The following is a 21,664-nucleotide window of genomic DNA, read 5'->3' as shown; positions in this document are numbered from 1 at the left end:
CGATCCCGTCCGGGAGCCGCACAACGACCGTGGCCCGCACCCCCGCATCGCGGGGGTGCGGGCCACGGTCGTCGGTGGGCTCAGGGCGGGATAGGACAGGCCACGGTAGACCTGCCCCATCCCGCCCGCGCCGGAGCCGTCCCTCGATGCGGTAGGAGCGTTGGTACGAGGGTGGGAGGGCCGCAGTGCATCCGTCATGCGCTCTCGCAACCGCCAGGACACATGAGGGCGTTCACGCTCGGAATCCCACCATGATCCGGTACGGCGGGCTGCCCCGTTCGGCCCAGAGGGAATCGATTCGCCGGTGTTCGTTCGGGTGACTGCCCGCGGTGACCCGCATGAACCCGCAGACGGCCGGGGCAGGGTGGAGCCGCAACCGCTCGCCTACCCAAGGAACACCCGTGCGTCTTCGCAGTACGCTGGCCGCCTCTCTCGGCGCCCTCGCCCTCATCGTGACCGTGCCCAACTCGGCCTGGGCGGCCAACGGCTATTTCGGCTACTCCTACACCGGTACCGACGGGCACCGGCAGATCGGCCAGTTGATCGACCCGCCGAGCCGGGAGTGCGTCAACCTGCCCGAGGTGTCCGACCCCGCCGCCTCGGAGCCCGCGCACTCGCCGCGCAATTTCACCGACGCGACCGCCGTTCTCTTCACCGATGCCGACTGCGAGGGCGACCACTTCGCCCTGCGCCCGGGAGGGCGCGCATCCGAGCGGCTGAAGGTCCGTTCGGTGGTCTTCAGCTGATGCCGTGACCGGCTCGTACCACCGGCCGGTGGCACGACGACGGCCCCCGGGCGCACCCGGGGGCCGTCGTCGTACAGCGGCGGGTCAGCCCCGCTCGCCGCCCAGGTGGTGGACCCGGACCATGTTGGTGGTGCCGGGGATGCCGGGAGGCGAGCCGGCGGTGATGACCATCGTGTCACCGGTGTTGTAGCGGTTGAGCTTCAGGAGCTCCGCGTCGACCAGGTCGACCATCGCGTCGGTGTTGTCCACGTGCGGGACGACGAACGCCTCGACGCCCCAGCTCAGGGCGAGCTGGTTGCGGGTGGCCTCGTCCGTGGTGAAGGCCAGGATCGGCTGGGCCACGCGGTAGCGGGAGAGGCGGCGGGCGGTGTCGCCGGACTTGGTGAAGGCGACCAGGGCCTTGCCGTCGAGGAAGTCCGCGATCTCGCAGGCCGCGCGGGCCACCGAACCGCCCTGCGTACGGGGCTTCTTGCCGGGGACCAGGGGCTGGAGGCCCTTGGAGAGCAGCTCCTCCTCGGCGGCGACGACGATCTTCGACATCGTCTTGACCGTCTCGATCGGGTAGGCGCCCACCGAGGACTCGGCGGACAGCATGACCGCGTCCGCGCCGTCCAGGATCGCGTTGGCGACGTCGGACGCCTCGGCGCGGGTCGGCCGCGAGTTGGTGATCATCGACTCCATCATCTGGGTCGCCACGATCACCGGCTTGGCGTTGCGCCGGCACAGCTCCACCAGGCGCTTCTGCACCATCGGGACCTTCTCCAGCGGGTACTCGACGGCCAGGTCGCCACGGGCCACCATCACACCGTCGAACGCCATGACGACGCCCTCCATGTGCTCGACCGCCTGCGGCTTCTCCACCTTGGCGATGACGGGGACCCGGCGGCCCTCCTCGTCCATCACCTTGTGGACGTCCTTGACGTCGTCGGCGTCCCGGACGAAGGAGAGCGCGACCAGGTCGCAGCCCATCCGCAGGGCGAAGCGCAGGTCCTCGACGTCCTTCTCGGACAGGGCCGGAACGTTCACCGCCGCGCCGGGCAGGTTGATGCCCTTGTGGTCGGAGATGACACCGCCCTCGATGACGATGGTCTTCACCCGGGGGCCCTCGACCGCGACGACCTTCAGCTCGACGTTGCCGTCGTTGATCAGGATCGGGTCGCCCTTGACGACGTCACCGGGCAGACCCTTGTAGGTCGTGCCGCAGATCGACTTGTCGCCGGGGACGTCCTCGGAGGTGATGGTGAACTCGTCCCCGCGGACCAGCTCGACCGGGCCCTCGGCGAACTTCGCCAGCCGGATCTTCGGGCCCTGGAGGTCGGCCAGCACGCCCACGGCGCGGCCGGTCTCGGCGGCCGCCTCGCGGACACGGTCGTAACGGCCCTGGTGTTCCTCGTGGGTGCCGTGACTGAAGTTGAAACGGGCCACGCTCATGCCGGCCTCGATCAGAGCGACGAGCTGCTCATGGGAGTCGACGGCGGGACCGAGGGTACAGACGATTTTGGAACGGCGCATGAGGCGGATCCTATCGGTTTGTTTCGCTGCGGAATATTCCGTCTGGTGGAAGATACAAAGGGGCGCGGGGGTGCTCAGTTGTCGATGCGCACCGGGCCGGGGGCGTCGCCCCGCCCGACCAGCGCGAACGTCTGCTCGGCGATCTCCAGCTCCTCGTCCGTCGGTACCACGGCGACCGCCACCCGGGCGTATTCCGGCGAGATCAGCCGCGGCACCCCGGACCGTACGGCGTTGAGCGAGGCGTCCACCGCCATGCCCAGCTCCTCCAGGCCCGCGATGGCAGCTTCCCGTACCGGGGCCGCGTTCTCACCGACCCCCGCCGTGAACGCCACCGCGTCCACCCGGCCGAGCACCGCCGTGTAGGCGCCGATGTACTTCTTCAGCCGGTGGATGTAGATGTCGAAGGCCAGCGCCGCCCGCTCGTCGCCCTCGTCGATCCGGCGGCGGATCTCCCGCATGTCGTTGTCGCCGCACAGGCCGACCAGCCCGCTCTTCTTGTTCAGCAGGACGTCGATCTCGTCCGTCGACATGCCCGCCACCCGCTTCAGGTGGAAGGTGACCGCCGGATCGATGTCACCGGAGCGCGTACCCATCACGAGCCCTTCCAAGGGGGTCAGCCCCATGGAGGTCTCCACGCACCGCCCGCCCGCGACCGCCGAGGCCGACGCCCCGTTGCCCAGGTGCAGCACGATCACGTTCACCTCCTCCGGGGCCCGGCCCAGCAGCTCGGCCGTCTTCCGGGAGACGTACGCGTGCGAGGTGCCGTGGAAGCCGTAGCGGCGGATGCGGTGCGCGTCGGCGGTCTCCACGTCGATCGCGTACCGCGCGGCCGACTCCGGCATCGTCGTGTGGAACGCCGTGTCGAACACCGCGACCTGCGGCAGGTCCGGCCGCAGCGCCTGCGCCGTACGGATGCCCGTGATGTTGGCCGGGTTGTGCAGCGGGGCCACCGGGACCAGGCGCTCGATCTCCTTGAGCACCTCGTCGGTGATCACCGTCGGCGCACTGAACCGCAGCCCGCCGTGCACCACCCGGTGCCCGATCGCGGCGAGTTCGGGGGAGTCGAGGCCGAGGCCGTCCGCCGCCAGCTCCTCGGCGGCCGCCTTGAGCGCCGCGTCGTGGTCCGCGATCCGGCCCGTGCGCTCACGGGGCTCCGCGCCGCCGCCGGTCAGCGGTGTGTGCGCGAGGCGCGAGGTCTCCTCGCCGATCCGCTCGACCAGGCCCGAGGCGAGCCGGGAGCGGTCGCGCATGTCGAGCAGCTGGTACTTCACCGACGAGGAGCCGGAGTTGAGGACGAGTACGCGGTGCGGTTCCACAGGGGCTGCCGTGCTTTCGTGGTCGGTGGTGGAGTACGTCATACGGGGCGCTCCTCGCCCTGGGCCTGGATCGCGGTGATCGCCACGGTGTTGACGATGTCCTGGACGAGCGCACCGCGCGAGAGGTCGTTGACGGGCTTGCGCAGACCCTGGAGGACCGGGCCGACCGCCACCGCGCCCGCCGAGCGCTGTACGGCCTTGTAGGTGTTGTTGCCGGTGTTGAGGTCCGGGAAGATCAGCACGGTCGCCTGGCCCGCCACCTCCGAGCCGGGCAGTTTCGTCGCCGCGACGGACGGCTCGACCGCCGCGTCGTACTGGATCGGCCCCTCCACCCGCAGCTCGGGCCGTGCCGCCCGGACCCGCTCGGTCGCCTCGCGCACCTTGTCGACGTCCGCGCCGGAGCCCGAGGTCCCGGTGGAGTACGACAGCATCGCGATCCGGGGCTCCACGCCGAACCGGGCCGCGGTCACCGCCGACTGCACCGCGATGTCCGCGAGCTGCTCGGCGTCCGGGACCGGGTTGACAGCGCAGTCGCCGTACACGAGCACCTTGTCGGCCAGGCACATGAAGAAGACGGACGAGACGATCGACGCGTCCGGCTTCGTCTTGATGATCTCGAAGGCCGGGCGGATGGTCGCGGCGGTGGAGTGCACCGACCCGGACACCATCCCGTCGGCCAGGCCCTCCTGGACCATCAGCGTGCCGAAGTAGTTCACGTCCGCCACCACGTCGTACGCCAGCTCCACCGTCACCCCGCGGTGCGCGCGCAGTTGTGCGTACCGCTCGGCGAACCTCTGGCGCAGCTCGGAGGTGTGCGGGTCGATCAGCTGGGTGTCCGCGAGGTCGATGCCGAGGTCGGCGGACTTCTTGCGGATCACGTCCACGTCACCGAGCAGGGTGAGGTCGCAGACGGACCGGCGCAGCAGCACGTCGGCGGCGCGCAGCACCCGTTCCTCGGTGCCCTCGGGCAGCACCACCCGGCGGCGGTCGGAGCGAGCCTGCTCCAGCAGCTCGTGTTCGAACATCATCGGCGTGACCCGCCCGCTGCGGGCCACCGAGATCCGCTCCAGCAGCGCCCCGGTGTCCACATGGCGCTCGAAGAGACCGAGCGCGGTCTCCGCCTTGCGGGGGGTGGCGGCGTTCAACTTGCCTTCGAGGGAGAGAAGTTCGGTCGCGGTGGGGAAAGAGCCGCCGGCCACCGACACCACCGGGGTCCCCGGTGCGAGCCGCGCGGCCAGCGTGAGTATCTCCTCGCCGGGCCGCTCGTCCAGGGTCAGCAGCACACCGGCTATGGGCGGGGTGCCCGCGCTGTGCGCGGCGAGCGAGCCCACCACCAGGTCGGCCCGGTCCCCGGGGGTGATGACCATGCAGCCGGGGGTCAGCGCGTTCAGCAGGTTCGGCAGCATCGCCCCGCCGAACACGAAGTCCAGCGCGTCGCGGGCGAGCCCCGAGTCGTCGCCGAGCAGCACCGTGCCGTTCAGCGCGGAGGTGATCTGGGCGACCGTGGGCGCCGAGAGCGCCGGGTCGTCGGGCAGTACGGAGACGGGTACGGGCAGCCGCGCCGTGAGCCGCTCCTCGATCGCCGCGCGGTCCTCGGCGGCGACCCGGTTCACCACCATGGCCAGCACGTCGCAGCCGAGGCCCGCGTAGGCGCGGTAGGCGTTGCGGGTCTCGGCGCGGACGGACTCCGCGTTCTGGCCCTTGCCGCCGACCACCGCGATCACCGAGGCGCCGAACTCGTTGGCCAGCCGGGCGTTCAGCGCCAGCTCGTCGGGGAGCTGGGTGGCGGCGAAGTCGCTGCCGAGGACGAGGACCGCCTCGTAGTCCCGGGCCACCTGGTGGAAGCGGTCGACGAGCCGGGAGACCAGTTCGTCGGTACCCTTCTCCGCCTGCACGGCGGAAGCCTCGTGATAGTCGAGGCCGTAGACGGAGGCCGGGCTCTGGGAGAGCCGGTAGCGGGCCCGCAGCAGCTCGTAGAGCCGGTCGGGTCCGTCGTGGACCAGCGGGCGGAACACCCCGACCCGGTCCACCTGGCGCGTCAGAAGCTCCATGACTCCCAGTTCGACGACCTGACGGCCGTCCCCCCGGTCGATCCCGGTCACGTACACGCTGCGCGCCACGCGAGCTCTCCCGTCGTTGTTCGGTTCCGCGTACCGCGCGGGGCGTCCGGACGAGCGGTGGTGTTCCGGGCCGTCCCCGTGCTGTTCCCGGCGGTCCGCCGGGTGCGGCATTGGCCAGCATTGCCTCTTGACGATACCTGCGGGGGCAGCTATGTCGCCCGCCGGAGGTCCCGGTCCTCCCGGGCGGAGCTCCTCGCCCGTCCTCGCACGGATTCCTGGAGGTCCCGGCCCCGGATTCCTGCCGCCCGCTTCCCCGCCAGGCCTTGCCGAAAGCGCGGGGGCCGTGCCGGGCGTGGGACAATCGTCACGGTTCAGGGCACGGGGACCGCCTGGGTCGGTCCCCCGGAAAGCGCGGTACTAGCGAGCAGGAGACACACCTCGATGCGCATCGGAATTCTCACCGCGGGCGGCGACTGCCCCGGCCTGAACGCAGTGATCCGGTCGGTCGTGCACCGGGCCGTCGTGGGCCACGGCGACGAGGTCATCGGCTTCGAGGACGGCTTCAAGGGCCTCCTGGACGGCCACTTCCGCCCCCTCGACCTCAACGCCGTCAGCGGCATCCTCGCCCGTGGCGGCACGATCCTCGGCTCGGCCCGCCTGGAGCGCGACCGGCTGCGAGAGGCCGCCGAGAACTGCGAGGAGCTGGCCCGCCGTTACGACATCGACGCGCTCATCCCGATCGGCGGCGAGGGCACGCTCACCGCGGCCCGGATGCTCTCCGACGCGGGCATGCCGGTCGTCGGCGTCCCGAAGACCATCGACAACGACATCTCCGCCACCGACCGGACCTTCGGGTTCGACACGGCGGTGGGCGTCGCGACCGAAGCCATAGACCGTCTGAAGACGACCGCCGAGTCCCACCAACGGGTGATGGTCGTCGAGGTGATGGGCCGTCACGCGGGCTGGATCGCGCTGGAGTCCGGGATGGCGGGCGGCGCCCACGGCATCTGCCTGCCCGAGCGGCCCTTCCAGGTCGACGACCTGGTCAAGATGGTCGAGGAACGCTTCGCGCGCGGCAAGAAGTTCGCCGTCATCTGCGTCGCCGAGGGCGCGCACCCGGCCGAGGGCTCCATGCCGTACGCCAAGGGCGCCATCGACCAGTACGGCCACGAGCGCTTCCAGGGCATCGGCAACCGCCTCGCCGTCGAGCTGGAGACCCGCCTCGGCAAGGAGGCCCGGCCGGTCATTCTCGGCCATGTCCAGCGCGGCGGCACGCCCACCGCGTACGACCGGGTGCTCGCCACCCGCTTCGGCTGGAACGCCGTGGAGGCCGTGCACCGCGGCGATTTCGGCCGGATGACCGCGCTGCGCGGCAACGAGATCGCCATGGTGCCGCTCGCGGACGCGATCACGCGGCTGAAGACGGTCCCGGCGGACCGGATGTACGAGGCGGAGTCGGTGTTCTAGAACCGCGCACCCCGAGGCCTGCCGGGGTCACACCCCGGCGGTCCGCCAGAACTGTTCCACCACCCGGGCCAGGAACGCCCGCCCCGCGTCGCCCGTGGAGCCGGAGCGTTCCCGGCCCGTGCTGCTCCAGCTCAGGGTGGAGACCATCAGCGCCTGGTAGTCGGAGTGCAGTCGCTCCAGCACGTCCTGGACCAGCGCCCGGTCCAGCGGCACGATCTTCGCCACCGGCCGGACGTAGGCCTGCCAGCGGGTGGTGACCGCGCTGCTCAGCAGCTCCGCCAGCTCCTCGTCGCGGCCCGTGGCGGTGAGGAACTGCGCCGCCGACAGGTCCAGCGCCCGGCACAGGGCCTGGGACTGCTTCTCGTTGCCGCGCCAGCGCCCCGACTCCTCCATCCGGAGATACGAGGCGCCGGTCATCCCCAGCTGCCGGGCCAGGTCGTCCACGCCCAGGTCCCGGGTCATCCGGTGCTCGCGCAGGGTCGTGGCGGCGGCGAGCAGCTCACCGGGGGCGCACCAGAGGACGCCCGCGAGGGCGGTCAGTTCGCGTTCCCCGGGCGTCACGATGCCGCGCTCCCAGGCGATGACTGTCTCTGCGCTGATCCGGAGTCCGTACTGGGCGGCGAGCCCGTAGGCGACATGGCCGGGAGCCATCCCCAGAGCCTCGCGGAGACGGCGCGCGGCGGGGGCATTGAACGGCGGGGTGGGGTGCACGGGCCAACCGTAGGAGTCCGGAACCGCTCTGGCTACGGTACGTTCCCCTCAGAACACGCTTCGTAGGAACCTCCTAGGGCGAACCGGGTGGGCGGTACGCAAACGACGCCCCACCAGCGCTTTCCCCTCCACTCGCGCACAGCCCCCCTGAGCACCGCAAACTGCACCAGTAAGCGCTTGCCCCCGCGGCCTCCGGCGCGCGGTCAGAGGCCCGATGCCAGCCAGCGATAGTGCAGTTCCGGTCGGCCGACCTGCCCATAATGCGGACGCCTCGCCGCGCTGCCCACGCTCACCAGATGTTCCAGGTAGCGTCGCGCCGTGATCCGCGAGATCCCCAGCCCCTCCCCGGCGGCGGCCGCGGTCACCCCGCCCGGCGACTCTTTCAGGACCCGGGTCACCGCTTCCAGCGTCGGACCGCTCAGGCCCTTGGGCAGCGCCGCCGGGTGGGCGACCCGCAGTGCGCCCAGGGCCCGGTCCACCTCCTCCTGGCCGCTCGCCTCCCCGGCGGCCGCCCGGAACTCCGCGTACCGCACCAGCCGGTCCCGCAGCGTGGGGTAGGTGAACGGCTTCAGGACGTACTGCACGACGCCGAGGGACACCCCCTCCCGGACCACCGCGAGATCCCGCGCCGAGGTCACCGCGATCACGTCCGCCCCGTGCCCGGCCGCCCGCAGCGAGCGCAGCAGCCCGAGACCGTGCCCGTCGGGGAGGTAGAGGTCGAGCAGCAGCAGGTCCACCGGGGTCCGCTCCAGCGCCCGCACCGCCGCCGCCCGGGTGTGCGCCACCGCCGTGACCGTGAAGCCCTCCACCCGCTCCACGTACATCCGGTGCGCGTCGGCGGCCACCGGATCGTCCTCCACCACCAGCACCCGGATCACGCCGTGACCTCCTTCGCCGTCGCTCGCGCCGCGCGGTCCCCGGGAGCCGTACGGTTCCCCAGCGGAAGCCGCACCGTGAACCGCGCCCCGCCCTCCGGGCCCTCGTCCAGCTCCACCGTGCCCCCGTTGCGACGGGCGGCCTGCCGCACCAGGGCGAGGCCGAGGCCGCGCCCCGCCCCGTGCGTCGACCAGCCGCGCCGGAACACCTCGTCCGCCGCCTCGGGGCCGATGCCCGCCCCGGTGTCCGCGACGCGCAGCAGCAGTTCCCGCCCGTCCGCGAGGGCCGTCACCGTGACCCGGGCCCGGCCCGCGGCGCCCCCGCCCGAACGCGGCACGGGCACCGGCCCCGAACCCTGCACGCCCTCCGCGCCCTCGAAAGCCGCCTCCACCGCGTTGTCGATCAGATTGCCCAGGATCGTCACCAGATCGCGCTGGGGAAGGGAGCCCGGGAGCGCCCCGTCGTCGATCAGGCTGTCCTCGGCGAGCTCCAGCTCCACGCCCCGCTCGTTGGCCTGGGCGGCCTTGCCCAGCAGCAGCGCGGCCAGCACCGGCTCCTCCACCGCGCCCACCACCCGGTCGGTCAGCACCTGGGCCAGCTCCAGTTCCGCCGTCGCGAAGTCCACCGCCTCCTCCACCCGGCCCAGCTCGATCAGCGACACCACGGTGTGCAGCCGGTTCGCCGCCTCGTGGGCCTGCGAGCGCAGCGCCTGCGTGAAACCGCGCTCGGAGTCCAGCTCACCGGTCAGCGCCTGGAGCTCGGTGTGGTCGCGCAGGGTCACCACCGTGCCGCGCCGCTCACCGCCCACCACCGGACGGGTGTTGACGACGATCACCCGCTCCGCTGTGAGGTGCAGCTCGTCCACCCGCACGTCCGACGCCAGCAGCGCCCCGGTCAGCGGCGCGGGCAGGTCCAGCTCGTCGACGGTCCGGCCGACCGCCTCCGCCTCCGGGGCGAGCCCCAGCAGCTCCCGGCCCGCGTCGTTGACCAGCGCGATCCGCCGCCGCCCGTCCAGCATCAGCAGCCCCTCGCGCACCGCGTGCAGGGTGGCCTGGTGGTAGTCGTGCAGCCGGCTCAGCTCGGCCGCGTTCATCCCGTGGGTGTGCCGCCGCAGCCGGGCGTTGATCACGTACGTGCCGATCCCGCCCGCCGCCAGTGCGCCGCCCGCCGCCAGGGCGAGGGCGCCCAGCTGTTCCCGTACCTGCGAGGAGACCCGCTCCACCGTGATGCCCGCACTGACCAGGCCGACGATCCGGCCGTCGTCGCGGATCGGGGTCACCACCCGTATCGAGGGGCCGAGGGTGCCGGTGTACGTCTCGGTGAAGGTCTCCCCGCGCAGCGCCTCCTCGGTGTGGCCGAGGAAGGTGTCGCCGATCAGCGAGGCGTCCGGGTGGGTCCAGCGCTTCCGCCCGGTGTCCATGATCGTGACGAACGCGATCCCGGTGTCCGCGCGGACCTGCTCCGCGTACGGCTGGAGCACGGCGGAGGGGTCCGGGGTGCGGACGGCCTCCCGTACGGAGGGGGAATCGGCCACGGCGACGGCCGCCGCCCGCACCTGCCGGGTGGCCGTCTCCTCGGCCTGCGCGCTGCCCGAGACGTACGCGAAGACGGCGCACCCGGCCACCACGGCGGCGATCAGCACGACCTGCATGGCGAAGAGCTGGCCGGCCAGGCTGCGGGGACGGGTACGGGGAAGGCGCATGCCCCACAGTCTGCCTCGCCGGAACACCCGGTCCCCCGTGGCTCGAAAGCGCCCGTGAACGATATGAACGCAAGGGTGACCGGGGTCACAGGGCGGTGGATAGTCACCGGAGCCCCCAGGGACGGGGGCGCAAAGCCCTGACCGAGCCGAGGAGCCCCACCATGGCTGTGGCAGCCGAACAGCGGGACCGCACCCACTATCTGTACATCGCCGTGATCGCCGCCGTGGCGCTCGGCATCCTGGTGGGCTTCGTGGCCCCCGGGGTGGCCGTCGAGCTGAAGCCCATCGGCGCCGGTTTCGTGAACCTGATCAAGATGATGATCTCGCCGATCATCTTCTGCACGATCGTGCTGGGCGTCGGCTCGGTCCGCAAGGCGGCCAAGGTCGGCGCGGTCGGCGGGCTGGCGCTGGGCTACTTCCTGGCCATGTCGACCGTCGCCCTCGCCATCGGCCTGCTGGTCGGCAACTTCCTGGAGCCCGGCTCCAGCCTCCACATCACGGAGGCGGCCCGCGCCGCCGGTGAGGACCAGGCGTCCGGGGCCAGCGAGTCCACCGTGGACTTCCTGCTCGGCATCATCCCGACCACCATCGTCTCCGCCTTCACGGCGGGCGAGGTGCTCCAGACCCTGCTGGTCGCCCTGCTCGCGGGCTTCGCGCTCCAGGCGATGGGCTCGGCGGGCGAGCCGATCATCCGTGGCATCACCCACATCCAGCGGCTCGTCTTCCGCATCCTCGCCATGATCATGTGGGCCGCCCCGGTCGGCGCGTTCGGCGCGATCGCCGCGGTGGTCGGCGAGACCGGGCTCGACGCCCTGAAGTCGCTGGCGATCATCATGATCGGCTTCTACGTCACCTGCGGGCTCTTCGTCTTCGTGGTGCTCGGTGCGATCCTGCGGCTGGTCGCCGGGGTGAACCTGCTCTCCCTGCTGAAGTATCTGGGCCGTGAGTTCCTGCTCATCCTCTCCACTTCCTCCTCCGAGTCCGCCCTGCCGCGGCTCATCGCGAAGATGGAGCACCTGGGCGTCAGCAAGCCCGTCGTCGGTATCACCGTGCCGACCGGCTACTCCTTCAACCTCGACGGCACCGCGATCTACCTCACGATGTCCTCGCTGTTCATCGCCAACGCGATGGGCGACCCGCTGAGCGCGAGCGAGCAGATCTCGCTGCTGATCTTCATGATCATCGCCTCGAAGGGCGCGGCGGGCGTCACCGGCGCGGGCCTGGCGACCCTCGCGGGCGGACTCCAGTCGCACCGCCCCGAACTGGTCGACGGTGTCGGCCTGATCGTCGGCATCGACCGCTTCATGAGCGAGGCCCGCGCCCTGACCAACTTCGCGGGGAACGCGGTCGCCACGGTCCTGGTCGGCCACTGGACCAAGGAGATCGACAAGGAGCGGGTGGCCGAGGTGCTCGCGGGCCGGGTCCCCTTCGACGAGCGGACCCTCGTCGACGACCACGCCCCGTCCGGCGGCCCGGCGGGCTCCGGTGACGTCCCGGAGCCGCGGGAGACCGCCGCCGAGCAGCCCGCCAAGGTCTGACCGCCACCGCTTTTCCCGCCCTTCCCGACCACTGCGTCCCCCCACCCAAGGACACCCGTACCCCCCGGTACGGGTGTCCTTGCGTATCCCCCCGGAACGGACGTCCGCACGGGTTTCACCCGGTGGAACGCGCTGACCTCGACCCTTTCCCGAAAGTACGTATCTGACAGTGAAGTGGGTTCTGGTCAGGCCTTCTTCGCCCGCGCAGGATGGTCCCCATGACGCAAGCGAACACCACGACCACCGCACCCGCCCCCACCCCCGTGACCGTTCTCGGTCTCGGTGACATGGGCCGAGCCCTCGCCGGGGCCTTCCTGGCAGCCGGCCACCCCACCACCGTCTGGAACCGTTCCCCCGGCAAGGGAGATGACCTCGTGGCCCGCGGCGCGACGCTCGCCGCGTCCGCCGAGGGGGCCGTGCGGGCGAGCGGGCTCGTCGTGGTCTGCGTCGTCGACTACGACGCCGCCGACGCCCTCCTGGAGCCGCTGGCCGAAGCGCTGGAGGGGCGGGTCCTGGTCAACCTCACCACCGACACCCCGGCGCGCTCGCGGCAGACCGCGGCCTGGGCCCGGAAGCACTCCCTGGCCTACCTCGACGGGGCGGTCATGGTTCCGGTCGACGTGGTCGGCTCGGACGAGGCGCTGGTCTTCCACTCCGGCGACCGGGCCGCCTACGCGAGGTACGAGCCGGTTCTCAAGGCGCTCGGCGAGCCCGCCACCTTCCTCGGTGAGGACCACGGGCTCGCCGCCGCCTACGACATGGCGATGCTGGACTTCTTCTACGGAGCCATGGGCGGCCTCGTCCACGCCTTCGCGCTGGCCCGTGCGGAGGGCATCGACGGCGTGTCGCTCGCTCCCTACCTCAGCACGATCGCGGGCATCCTGCCGCCGATCGCGGAGACCACCGGGCGCGACGTCGACTCCCGTACGTACGCGGGCGACGGCGCCAACCTCGCCATGATGGCGACCGGTGTCGAGCACATCCTGCACACCGCGAAGGACCGCGGTCTGGACACCTCGCAGTTGGCGGCGATCAAGGGCGTCGCCGACCGGGCCATCGCCAAGGGCCACGGTTCCCGGTCCTGGTCGAGCATTGTCGAGGTGCTCGACCAGCGGTGAGCGGCCGCAACGGGGGAGGGCCCGTGCCGCGTCGTCATGACGCGGCACGGGCCCCCGGCCCTCTCCACCCCGAGTGGGCTACGCCGGGCGGAACCACACCGTCGCCAGCGGCGGCAGCGTCAGCGAGATGCTGGACTGCCGGCCGTGCGCGGGTACCGCCTCCGCCTTCAGCGGCTCCTCGTTGCGCACATCGCTGCCGCCGTACCGGTCAGCGTCCGTGTTCAGGACCTCCACCCAGCCCTCGGCCCCGGTCTCCGGCACTCCCAGGCGGTAGCCGTGCCGGACCACCGGCGAGAAGTGGGAGACCGCGAGCAGCGGGGAGCCGTCCGCGTCGTACCGCAGGAACGCGAACACGTTGTCCTCGGCCGCCCCGCCGTCCACCCAGCTGAACCCCTCCGGCACGGCATCGCGCTGCCACAGCGCGGGGACCGCCCCGTACACCGCGTTCAGATCGCGCACCAGGTCCCGGACCCCGCGGTGGTCGCCGGACGCCCCGTAGGACGGGTCCAGCAGCCACCAGTCCGGGCCGTGCCCCTCGGACCACTCCGCGCCCTGGGCGAACTCCTGGCCCATGAAGAGGAGTTGCTTGCCAGGGTGGGCCCACATGAAGCCCAGGTAGGCGCGGTGGTTGGCGCGCTGCTGCCACCAGTCGCCGGGCATCTTCGCCACCAGCGCCTGCTTGCCGTGCACCACCTCGTCGTGTGAGATCGGCAGCACGTAGTTCTCGCTGTACGCGTACACCATCGAGAACGTCATCTCGTTGTGGTGGTACTTGCGGTGCACCGGCTCCTTCGCCACGTACACCAGCGAGTCGTGCATCCACCCCATGTTCCACTTCAGCCCGAAGCCCAGGCCGCCGCTGTCGGTGGGGCGGGTGACGCCGTCCCAGGCGGTGGACTCCTCGGCGATGGTCACGACCCCGGGATTGCGGCGGTAGACCGTCGCGTTCATCTCCTGGAGGAAGGCGACCGCGTCCAGGTTCTCCCGCCCGCCGAACTCGTTGGGCGACCACTGGCCGTCCTCGCGGGAGTAGTCGAGGTAGAGCATCGAGGCCACGGCGTCGACGCGCAGCCCGTCGATGTGGAACTCCTCGCACCAGTAGGTGGCGTTGGCGACCAGGAAGTTGCGTACCTCCGTGCGGCCGTAGTCGAACTCCAGCGTTCCCCAGTCCGGGTGGGCCGCCCGCTGCGGGTCGGAGTGCTCGTACAGCGGCCGTCCGTCGAACTCGGCGAGCGCCCAGTCGTCGCGCGGGAAGTGCGCGGGCACCCAGTCCATGATCACGCCGATGCCCGCCCGGTGCAGGGCGTCCACCAGGAACCGGAAGTCGTCCGGGGTGCCCATGCGGGAGGTCGGCGCGTAGAACCCGGTGACCTGATAGCCCCAGGAGCCGCCGAAAGGGTGCTCGGACACCGGCATCAGCTCGACGTGCGTGAATCCCAGGTCCTTGACGTACGCGGGCAGCTGTTCCGCGAGCTGACGATACGTCAACCCCGGTCGCCAGGAGGTGAGATGCACCTCGTACACCGAGAACGGGGCCTCGTGGACCGGGCGGTCGCCCCGGTGTGCCATCCAGTCCGCGTCCTGCCACTCGTGGTGCTTGGCCGTGACGACCGAGGCGGTGGCGGGCGGGACCTCGGTGCGCCGGGCCATCGGGTCGGCCCGCACCGTGTGCGAACCGTCCGGGCGGCAGATGTCGAACTTGTACAGCGCGCCCTCGCCCACGCCCGGCAGGAACAGCTCCCACACCCCGGTCGAACCGAGCGACCGCATCGGTGTGCCCGTACCGTCCCAGTACGTGAAGTCACCGGTCACCCGGACCCCGCGCGCGTTCGGCGCCCACACGGTGAACCGGGTCCCGGTCACCCCCTGGTGCTCCATCGGCTCCGCGCCCAGCGCCCGCCACAGCTCCTCGTGCCGGCCCTCGCCGATCAGATGCAGATCGAGCTCACCGATCGAGGGCCAGAAGCGGTACGGGTCCTCCACCTCGATGACGGTGTCGTCGTACGCCACCCGGAGCCGGTACGCGGGCACCTCCCGCACCGGCAGCACACCGGAGAAGAAGCCGTCGCCGTCGTCGTGCAGCTCTGCCCGCAGCCCGGCGCCCAGCACCGTGACGGACCGGGCGAACGGGCGCAGCGCCCGCACCAGCACCCCGCCCGGGACCGGATGCGCGCCGAGCACGTCGTGCGGCGCGTGGTGGTCACCGGCCAGCAGCCGGCCCCGGTCCGCGCCGTCCAGCGCGGGCGCCGGGCGGGCGCCCTGGCCGTCGCCGCCCTGCCGGGGGCGTGGCGGGGCCGCGTCCGCCCGCTTGGCGCGGGTGCGCTTGGCGGGTGCGGTCTTCGTGGTGGTGGCGGCGGAGGCTCCCGGTGCGTCGGCGGCCTGGGCGGGAGCGGCAGCGGGAGGCTGCGCGGTCGGCGTCGAATCGACGGAGACCTCGACGGTCGCCTCTGCGGGGGCCTCGGCGGCCTTGCGGGATGCCTTGCGGGACGGCTTGCGGGCGGTCACAGGGACTGCCTCCTCGGGGTGAAGGGGGAGGAGCACGGGGTGGAGGGGGGAGGGGAGAGGGAGAGGGGGTGAGGGGGAGGGAGAGGTGCGGGAGGGGCCGGCCCGGCTCAGGCGGCGGCCGACTGGGCCAGCCGCTGGATGGCCGCCATCGGCACCGGCAGCCAGTCGGGGCGGTGCCGGGCCTCGTACAGCACCTCGTACACCGCCTTGTCGGTCTCGTGGGCGCGCAGCAGCTCCGGCTCGCCGCGCGGGTCGGTGCCCGAGGCCAGCGCGTAGCCCTCGCAGTAGGCGGCGCGGCAGCGGGCCGCCCACTCCGGGTGCCACGGGCGGTGCGAGCGGGCCGCGTAGTCGAAGGAGCGCAGCATGCCCGCGACATCGCGCACCGGCGGTGCGGGGCGCCGCCGTTCGGGCAGCGGCCGCGCCGGTTCGCCCTCGAAGTCGATCAGCGACCAGAAGCCGTCGGCGGAGCGCAGGGTCTGGCCGAGATGGAGGTCGCCGTGCACGCGCTGCTGCGCCCAGCCGCTGCCCCGGTGGCCGAGGTCGGTCACGGCATCGAACGTGGCGCGCAGCCCGGGGACGTACGGCACGAGCGCCGGGACCGCCTGGGCGGCGGCCTCCAGCCGCTGGGTCATCTGGGCCACCAGCTGCCGGGTCTGGGTGCCGCGCAGCGCCGGGGTGGGCAGGGCGGCGGCGAGCGCGGTGTGCACCTCGGCGGTGGCCCGGCCCAGGGCCCGCGCCTCGGGCAGGAAGTCCCGGCCCGCGGCGAGTGCGGCGAGCGCGAGCTGCCAGCCGTCGCGTGCGCCGTGCAGGAAGGGCTGGAGCACGCCGAGGGTGAGCGGTTCGGGGCCGGGCGCCTCGAACCAGGCGACCGGGGCGGGAACCCGTTCGCACCCCTCGCCGGTCAGCGCGAGGGGCAGCTCCAGGTCCGGGTTGATGCCCGGGAAGACCCGGCGGAAGATCTTGAGGATGTACGCATCGCCGTAGACGATCGAGGAGTTGGACTGCTCGGCGTCCAGGACCCGGGGCGGCAGGCCCGCCGGGATCGCGGCGTTCCGCTCGAACCGGAGGGTGCCGAGCGTGCCGGGCCGGCGGAACCGTTCCAGCAGAAGTCCGGCCAGCCGTGGATCGTGCAGTGCGTCGTAGACGGTCCGCCCCGCCAGCGGGCCCCGGTCCGCCCGGCCGACCAGGGCGGCGGCGAGGGTCGTGGGCAGCGATGTCCTTACACCGAGCAGGAGTTGGTAGCAGTCATCGGCCGGGCGGACCGACGCGGACGGCTGCTGGACCCGCAGCAGCAGATGCAGCAGACCCGGACCGGCCGTGCCGTCCAGTGGCAGCATCTCGGTGGCCGAGACGAGGGAGAAGCCGGTGACCGGCCGGCCCTTGCCCGCGAACCACCGCTGCCGGGGCAGCCATTCGTGGAGCAGTGGGGCGAGGGACGGGAGGAGGGCCCCGTCCCTGGTACTGCCGTGCGTTGCGCTGTTCCTCGTGCTCTTCGCCAGGGCGACGTGAGTGGATGCAGCCTCCGACATGGCATCGCGTCCTTTCCCCGGGCACACCACAGGATGCGAAGAGTGTCCCGGATTGCGGCAATGGCTGTCCGGCTGTGCGGGACGTGTCGGGTGAGGATGGTCCTTACGGACTCGAACGGCGGAACCGTGAAGGTGCGATGTGGGTCAGAGTGCCCCGTGCGGGACGGTGGAAACCGTCCCGCACGGGCTGACGCCGCATCAGGCCGGCGGTGCGTCCTTGCGCAGCCGGAACCAGTAGAAGCCGTGCCCCGCCAGGGTCAGCAGGTAGGGCCACTGCCCGATGGCCGGGAACCGCACCCCGCCGATCAGCTCCACCGGATGCCGCCCGTTGAAGGACCGCAGGTCCAGCTCCGTCGGCTGCGCGAACCGCGAGAAGTTGTGCACGCACAGGACGAGGTCGTCCTTGTACTCGCGGGTGAACGCCAGCACGGCGGGGTTGGAGGAGGGCAGTTCGGTGTACTCGCCGAGGCCGAAGGCCGGATTCTGCTTACGGATCTCGATCATCCGGCGGGTCCAGTGCAGCAGCGAGGACGGCGAGGCCATCGACGCCTCGACGTTGGTGACCTGGTAGCCGTAGACCGGGTCCATGATCGTGGGGAGGTAGAGCCGCCCCGGATCGCTGGAGGAGAAGCCGGCGTTGCGGTCGGGCGTCCACTGCATCGGGGTGCGCACCGCGTCCCGGTCGCCCAGCCAGATGTTGTCGCCCATCCCGATCTCGTCCCCGTAGTAGAGGATCGGGGAGCCGGGCAGCGACAGCAGCAGTGCGGTGAACAGCTCGATCTGGTTGCGGTCGTTGTCCAGCAGGGGGGCCAGGCGCCGGCGGATGCCGATGTTGGCGCGCATCCGCGGGTCCTTGGCGTACTCCGCGTACATGTAGTCGCGTTCTTCGTCCGTGACCATTTCGAGGGTCAGCTCGTCATGGTTGCGCAGGAAGATGCCCCACTGGCAGTTCTTCGGGATCGCCGGGGTCTTCGCCAGGATCTCGGAGACCGGGTAGCGGCTCTCGCGGCGCACCGCCATGAAGATCCGCGGCATCACGGGAAAGTGGAACGCCATGTGGCACTCGTCGCCGCCCGCTTCGTAGTCGCCGAAGTAGTCGACGACGTCCTCCGGCCACTGGTTGGCCTCGGCGAGGAGCACGGTGTCCGGGTAGTTGGCGTCGATCTCCTTGCGGACCCGCTTGAGGAAGTTGTGGGTCTCGGGGAGGTTCTCGCAGTTGGTGCCCTCGCGCTGGTAGAGGTAGGGCACCGCGTCGACCCGGAAGCCGTCGATGCCCAGGTCCAGCCAGAACCGCAGGGCCGCGAGGATCTCCTCCTGGACCGCCGGGTTCTCGTAGTTGAGGTCCGGCTGGTGGGAGAAGAAGCGGTGCCAGTAGTACTGCTTGCGCACCGGGTCGAAGGTCCAGTTGGACGTCTCGGTGTCGACGAAGATGATCCGGGCGTCCTGGAACTGCTTGTCGTCGTCGGCCCAGACGTAGTAGTCGCCGTAGGGCCCGTCGGGGTCCGTGCGGGACTGCTGGAACCACTCGTGCTGATCGCTCGTGTGATTCATGACGAAGTCGATGATCACGCGCATGCCCCGCTGGTGCGAGGCGTCCACGAACTCCACGAAGTCGGCGAGATCGCCGAACTCCGGCAGGACCGCGGTGTAGTCGGAGACGTCGTAGCCGCCGTCGCGCAGCGGCGACTTGAAGAACGGCGGCAGCCAGAGGCAGTCCACGCCGAGCCACTGGAGGTAGTCCAGCTTGGCGGTGATGCCCTTGAGGTCGCCGATTCCATCCCCGTTGGAGTCCTGGAAGGACCGGACGAGCACCTCGTAGAAGACGGCGCGCTTGAACCAGTCGGGATCGCGGTCCTTGGCGGGAGTGTCCTCGAACGTGTCGTGGACAGGCTCATTGACGATCATGGTGTGGGTGACCCTCCGGTCGGCGGGGACGGTCGCAGGACGGCGATGTGCGCGGGCGTGATGCCCGGCTCCAGGCGCACATAGAAGGCCCTGCCCCAGTGGTAGGTATCGCCGGTGAGCTCGTCGCGCACCGGTACGCGCTCGTGCCGGTCGAGGCCGAGCCGCTCCATGTCCAACGAGACCGTGGCCTCCTGGGTGTGGTGCGGGTCGAGGTTCACGACCACCAGAACGGTGTTCGAGCCGGAACGCTTGCTGTAGACGATCAGCGCGTCGTTGTCGGCGTGATGGAAGTGGACGTCGCGCAACTGCTGGAGTGCGGGGTTGCGGCGCCGGATGCGGTTCAGCGAGGTGATCAGGGGCGTCAGCGTGCGGCCCTCGCGTTCCGCCGACTCCCAGTCCCTCGGGCGCAGTTCGTACTTCTCCGAGTGCAGGTACTCCTCGCTCCCCGGCTTCGCCGGAGTGTTCTCGCACAGTTCGAATCCCGCGTACACGCCCCAGGACGGGGCGAGTGTCGCGGCCAGCACCGCCCGTGCTTCGAAGGCCGGGCGGCCGCCCTCCTGGAGGTAGCCGGGAAGGATGTCGGGGGTGTTCACGAAGAAGTTGGGCCGCATGTACGAGGCGGCCTCACCGGACAGCTCCGTGACGTACTCGGTCAGCTCGTGCTTGGTGTTGCGCCAGGTGAAGTACGTGTACGACTGCTGGAAGCCGACGGCGCCCAGGGTGTGCATCATCGCCGGGCGGGTGAACGCCTCTGCCAGGAAGATGACATCGGGATCGGTGCCGTTGATCTCGGCGATGACCTTCTCCCAGAACACCACCGGCTTGGTGTGCGGGTTGTCGACCCGGAAGATCCGCACCCCGTGGCCCATCCAGAAGCGCAGGATCCGTGTCGTCTCCGCCACCAGACCGCGCATGTCCTTGTCGAAGGCGATCGGATAGATGTCCTGGTACTTCTTCGGCGGGTTCTCGGCGTACGCGATCGAGCCGTCGGGGCGGTGGTGGAACCAGTCCGGGTGGTCCTTGACCCACGGGTGGTCCGGCGAGCACTGGAGCGCGAAGTCCAGCGCGATCTCCATCCGCAGATTGCGGGCCACCGACACGAAGTGGTCGAAGTCCTCCAGCGTCCCGAGCTCCGGGTGGACCGCGTCGTGCCCGCCGTCCGGCGAACCGATCGCCCAGGGCACGCCCGGGTCGTGCTCCCCGGCCGTCAGCGTGTTGTCCGGGCCCTTGCGGTGGGTCGTCCCGATCGGATGGATCGGCGGCAGGTACACGACATCGAAGCCCATGGCGGCGACCGCGGGCAGCCGCTCGGCGGCCGTCCGGAAGGTCCCGCCGACCAGCCGGGTAGGCGCGTCCGGCGAGCTGTCGGCGGGGTCCACCGGCACCCGCCGCGCCCCCTCCGAGCGCGGGAACAGCTCGTACCACGACCCGTACAGCGCCCGCTCGCGCTCCACGCGCACCGCCAGCGGCTTGGACCGGGTGACCAGCTCACGCAGCGGATACCGGGCGAGGACGGCGTCGGCGGCCGGGGTCAGGGCGGCGGCCAGCCGGGCGGCCGGCGGGTGCGCGGCGTCGCGCAGCGCGTCCACCGCCGCGAGCACCGCCTCACGCCCGTGCTTCTTCGGTACGCCCGCGGCGGCCCGCTCCAGCAGCGCCGCCCCCTCCGCCAGCACCAGGTCCGTGTCGATGCCCGCCGGGATCTTGATCGCGGCGTGGTGCCGCCAGGTGGTGACCGGATCGCTCCAGGCCTCCACCGTGTACGTCCAGCGGCCCTCGGAGGCCGGGGTGACCTCCGCGCCCCAGCGGTCCGTTCCCGGGGCCAGCTCGCGCATCGGGGTCCACGGTCCCACCCGTCCGCTCGGGTCGCGCAGCACGACGTTGGCGGCCACCGCGTCATGGCCTTCGCGGAAGACGGTGGCGGTGACCTGGAAGGTCTCACCGGCGACGGCCTTCGCCGCCCGTCTGCCGCAGTCGACGAGAGGACGGACGTCCAGGACGGGAATACGACCGATCATGGAATCACCTGGGGGCTGGAGGAGCTCGGTGCGGACGGGAAACGGCACGGGCGCGGAGGACCGACCGCGCGTGCCGCGAAGATGGGGATCTGTCCTTTGTAGCTGCTCAGCTGTCTGCTGACGGGCTGTGGGCATGGCCGCTCCTGTCCGCGTTCACTCGAATGGCACTCGAATGGGTGGGTCGCGGGGGTTTCGTGCAAATTCAGGGATGCACGGAGAACGTGTGCGGGCCGGGACGTGCGGTGTACCGGGGAAGCCTTCCCCGCGGCCGCGGGTGGGAAATCCGGCGCTGTGTTAACTACTCGGTCGTAGCCGGTCGGTCGGGGACGCTCACGCCCCGGCGCGCGCTCCGGCGGCATACGGAGATCCGAAGCGCCCCCACAGGTTCCGGATACCCGATCTGCGGCGCCACACGGCAGCTTTCCCTGTGGCTCAGAGGTCCACAAGGCTGCGTACGGGGGTGAAATCGGCCAAACCCCCAGGTGAACGGGTGTGGCGGGGGGCGGTGGGCGAGGTGCGTGGGGCGCCTGTGGGGAGGTGCGCAGCGGTCGGCCCCGGACCCTGTGAGCCGTCCGCGCGCCGTGGTCGCGGGCCGCGGACGGCCGCTACCGTCGAGGGTGACGGAAGGGCGCACACCGTCGTGCGTCCCCTCGGATGCGCAAGT

At 71.4% G+C, this 21,664-nt stretch carries 14 protein-coding genes; 4 read left to right on the top strand and 10 right to left on the bottom strand.

Going from position 1 to position 21,664, the window contains the following annotated elements; translation table 11 throughout:
* Positions 1-401 precede the first annotated feature (401 nt).
* Positions 402-746 carry a hypothetical protein gene (locus ACZ5WC_RS20180; protein ID WP_468542084.1) on the top strand — a complete coding sequence of 115 codons (345 nt, stop codon included), beginning with the start codon at positions 402-404 and terminating at the stop codon, positions 744-746.
* Between the two features lie 84 nt (positions 747-830).
* Here ACZ5WC_RS20180 and pyk read toward each other — a convergent pair whose 3' ends face one another.
* The 3 genes from pyk to pta form a co-directional block, all read right to left on the bottom strand.
* Positions 831-2,258 carry a pyruvate kinase gene (gene pyk / locus ACZ5WC_RS20175; RefSeq protein WP_468542083.1) on the bottom strand — a complete coding sequence of 476 codons (1,428 nt, stop codon included), beginning with the start codon at positions 2,256-2,258 and terminating at the stop codon, positions 831-833.
* A 74-nt stretch (positions 2,259-2,332) separates the two neighbouring features.
* Positions 2,333-3,574, bottom strand: coding sequence for an acetate kinase (locus ACZ5WC_RS20170; RefSeq protein ID WP_468542297.1), 1,242 nt, complete (start codon positions 3,572-3,574; stop codon positions 2,333-2,335).
* A gap of 38 nt (positions 3,575-3,612) precedes the next feature.
* A complete protein-coding gene (pta, locus tag ACZ5WC_RS20165; RefSeq protein ID WP_468542082.1) occupies positions 3,613-5,694 on the bottom strand; it encodes a phosphate acetyltransferase in 2,082 nt (693 codons plus the stop codon).
* Positions 5,695-6,075: 381 nt separating this feature from the next.
* On the opposite strand from pta, the gene ACZ5WC_RS20160 reads away from it, so the two are divergent.
* Positions 6,076-7,101 (top strand): ATP-dependent 6-phosphofructokinase, encoded by a 1,026-nt coding sequence (locus ACZ5WC_RS20160; protein ID WP_096628446.1) that lies wholly within the window; start codon positions 6,076-6,078, stop codon positions 7,099-7,101.
* A gap of 27 nt (positions 7,102-7,128) precedes the next feature.
* Here ACZ5WC_RS20160 and ACZ5WC_RS20155 read toward each other — a convergent pair whose 3' ends face one another.
* The 3 genes from ACZ5WC_RS20155 to ACZ5WC_RS20145 all read right to left on the bottom strand — a co-directional run bounded on the left by ACZ5WC_RS20155 (position 7,129) and on the right by ACZ5WC_RS20145 (position 10,390).
* A complete protein-coding gene (locus ACZ5WC_RS20155) occupies positions 7,129-7,752 on the bottom strand; it encodes a helix-turn-helix domain-containing protein (protein ID WP_468542296.1) in 624 nt (207 codons plus the stop codon).
* A 263-nt stretch (positions 7,753-8,015) separates the two neighbouring features.
* On the bottom strand, positions 8,016-8,690 hold the full coding sequence (locus tag ACZ5WC_RS20150) for a response regulator (RefSeq protein ID WP_468542081.1): 675 nt from the start codon (positions 8,688-8,690) through the stop codon (positions 8,016-8,018).
* Complete coding sequence (locus ACZ5WC_RS20145) at positions 8,687-10,390, bottom strand: sensor histidine kinase (RefSeq protein ID WP_468542080.1); 1,704 nt, start codon at positions 10,388-10,390, stop codon at positions 8,687-8,689. Before ACZ5WC_RS20145 ends, ACZ5WC_RS20150 begins: the two co-directional genes overlap by 4 nt.
* Before the next feature lie 161 nt (positions 10,391-10,551).
* Between ACZ5WC_RS20145 and ACZ5WC_RS20140 the strand changes: the two genes are divergently transcribed.
* Together ACZ5WC_RS20140 and ACZ5WC_RS20135 are read left to right on the top strand one after the other, a co-directional pair.
* Entirely contained in the window at positions 10,552-11,928 is a 1,377-nt protein-coding gene (locus ACZ5WC_RS20140; RefSeq protein ID WP_468542079.1) for a cation:dicarboxylate symporter family transporter, read from the top strand.
* A 218-nt stretch (positions 11,929-12,146) separates the two neighbouring features.
* Positions 12,147-13,046 (top strand): NAD(P)-dependent oxidoreductase, encoded by a 900-nt coding sequence (locus tag ACZ5WC_RS20135; RefSeq protein ID WP_468542078.1) that lies wholly within the window; start codon positions 12,147-12,149, stop codon positions 13,044-13,046.
* A gap of 78 nt (positions 13,047-13,124) precedes the next feature.
* Here the strand turns inward: ACZ5WC_RS20135 and glgB are convergent, their stop codons facing one another.
* The 4 genes from glgB to ACZ5WC_RS20115 form a co-directional block, all read right to left on the bottom strand.
* Complete coding sequence (gene glgB / locus ACZ5WC_RS20130; RefSeq protein ID WP_468542077.1) at positions 13,125-15,551, bottom strand: 1,4-alpha-glucan branching enzyme; 2,427 nt, start codon at positions 15,549-15,551, stop codon at positions 13,125-13,127.
* Positions 15,552-15,658: 107 nt separating this feature from the next.
* Complete coding sequence (locus ACZ5WC_RS20125) at positions 15,659-17,080, bottom strand: maltokinase N-terminal cap-like domain-containing protein (protein WP_468542076.1); 1,422 nt, start codon at positions 17,078-17,080, stop codon at positions 15,659-15,661.
* A 198-nt stretch (positions 17,081-17,278) separates the two neighbouring features.
* Positions 17,279-18,985: a maltose alpha-D-glucosyltransferase gene (gene treS, locus ACZ5WC_RS20120; RefSeq protein ID WP_096632339.1), complete on the bottom strand. Its 1,707-nt coding sequence runs from the start codon at positions 18,983-18,985 to the stop codon at positions 17,279-17,281.
* Positions 18,982-21,000: an alpha-1,4-glucan--maltose-1-phosphate maltosyltransferase gene (locus tag ACZ5WC_RS20115; RefSeq protein WP_468542075.1), complete on the bottom strand. Its 2,019-nt coding sequence runs from the start codon at positions 20,998-21,000 to the stop codon at positions 18,982-18,984. Before ACZ5WC_RS20115 ends, treS begins: the two co-directional genes overlap by 4 nt.
* Between the last annotated feature and the right edge of the window lie 664 nt (positions 21,001-21,664).

Source organism: Streptomyces sp. NPDC033165 (genome assembly GCF_055577965.1).
The sequence above is the reverse complement of the archived record's forward strand: the minus strand, read 5'-3'. Positions and strand labels throughout refer to the sequence as shown.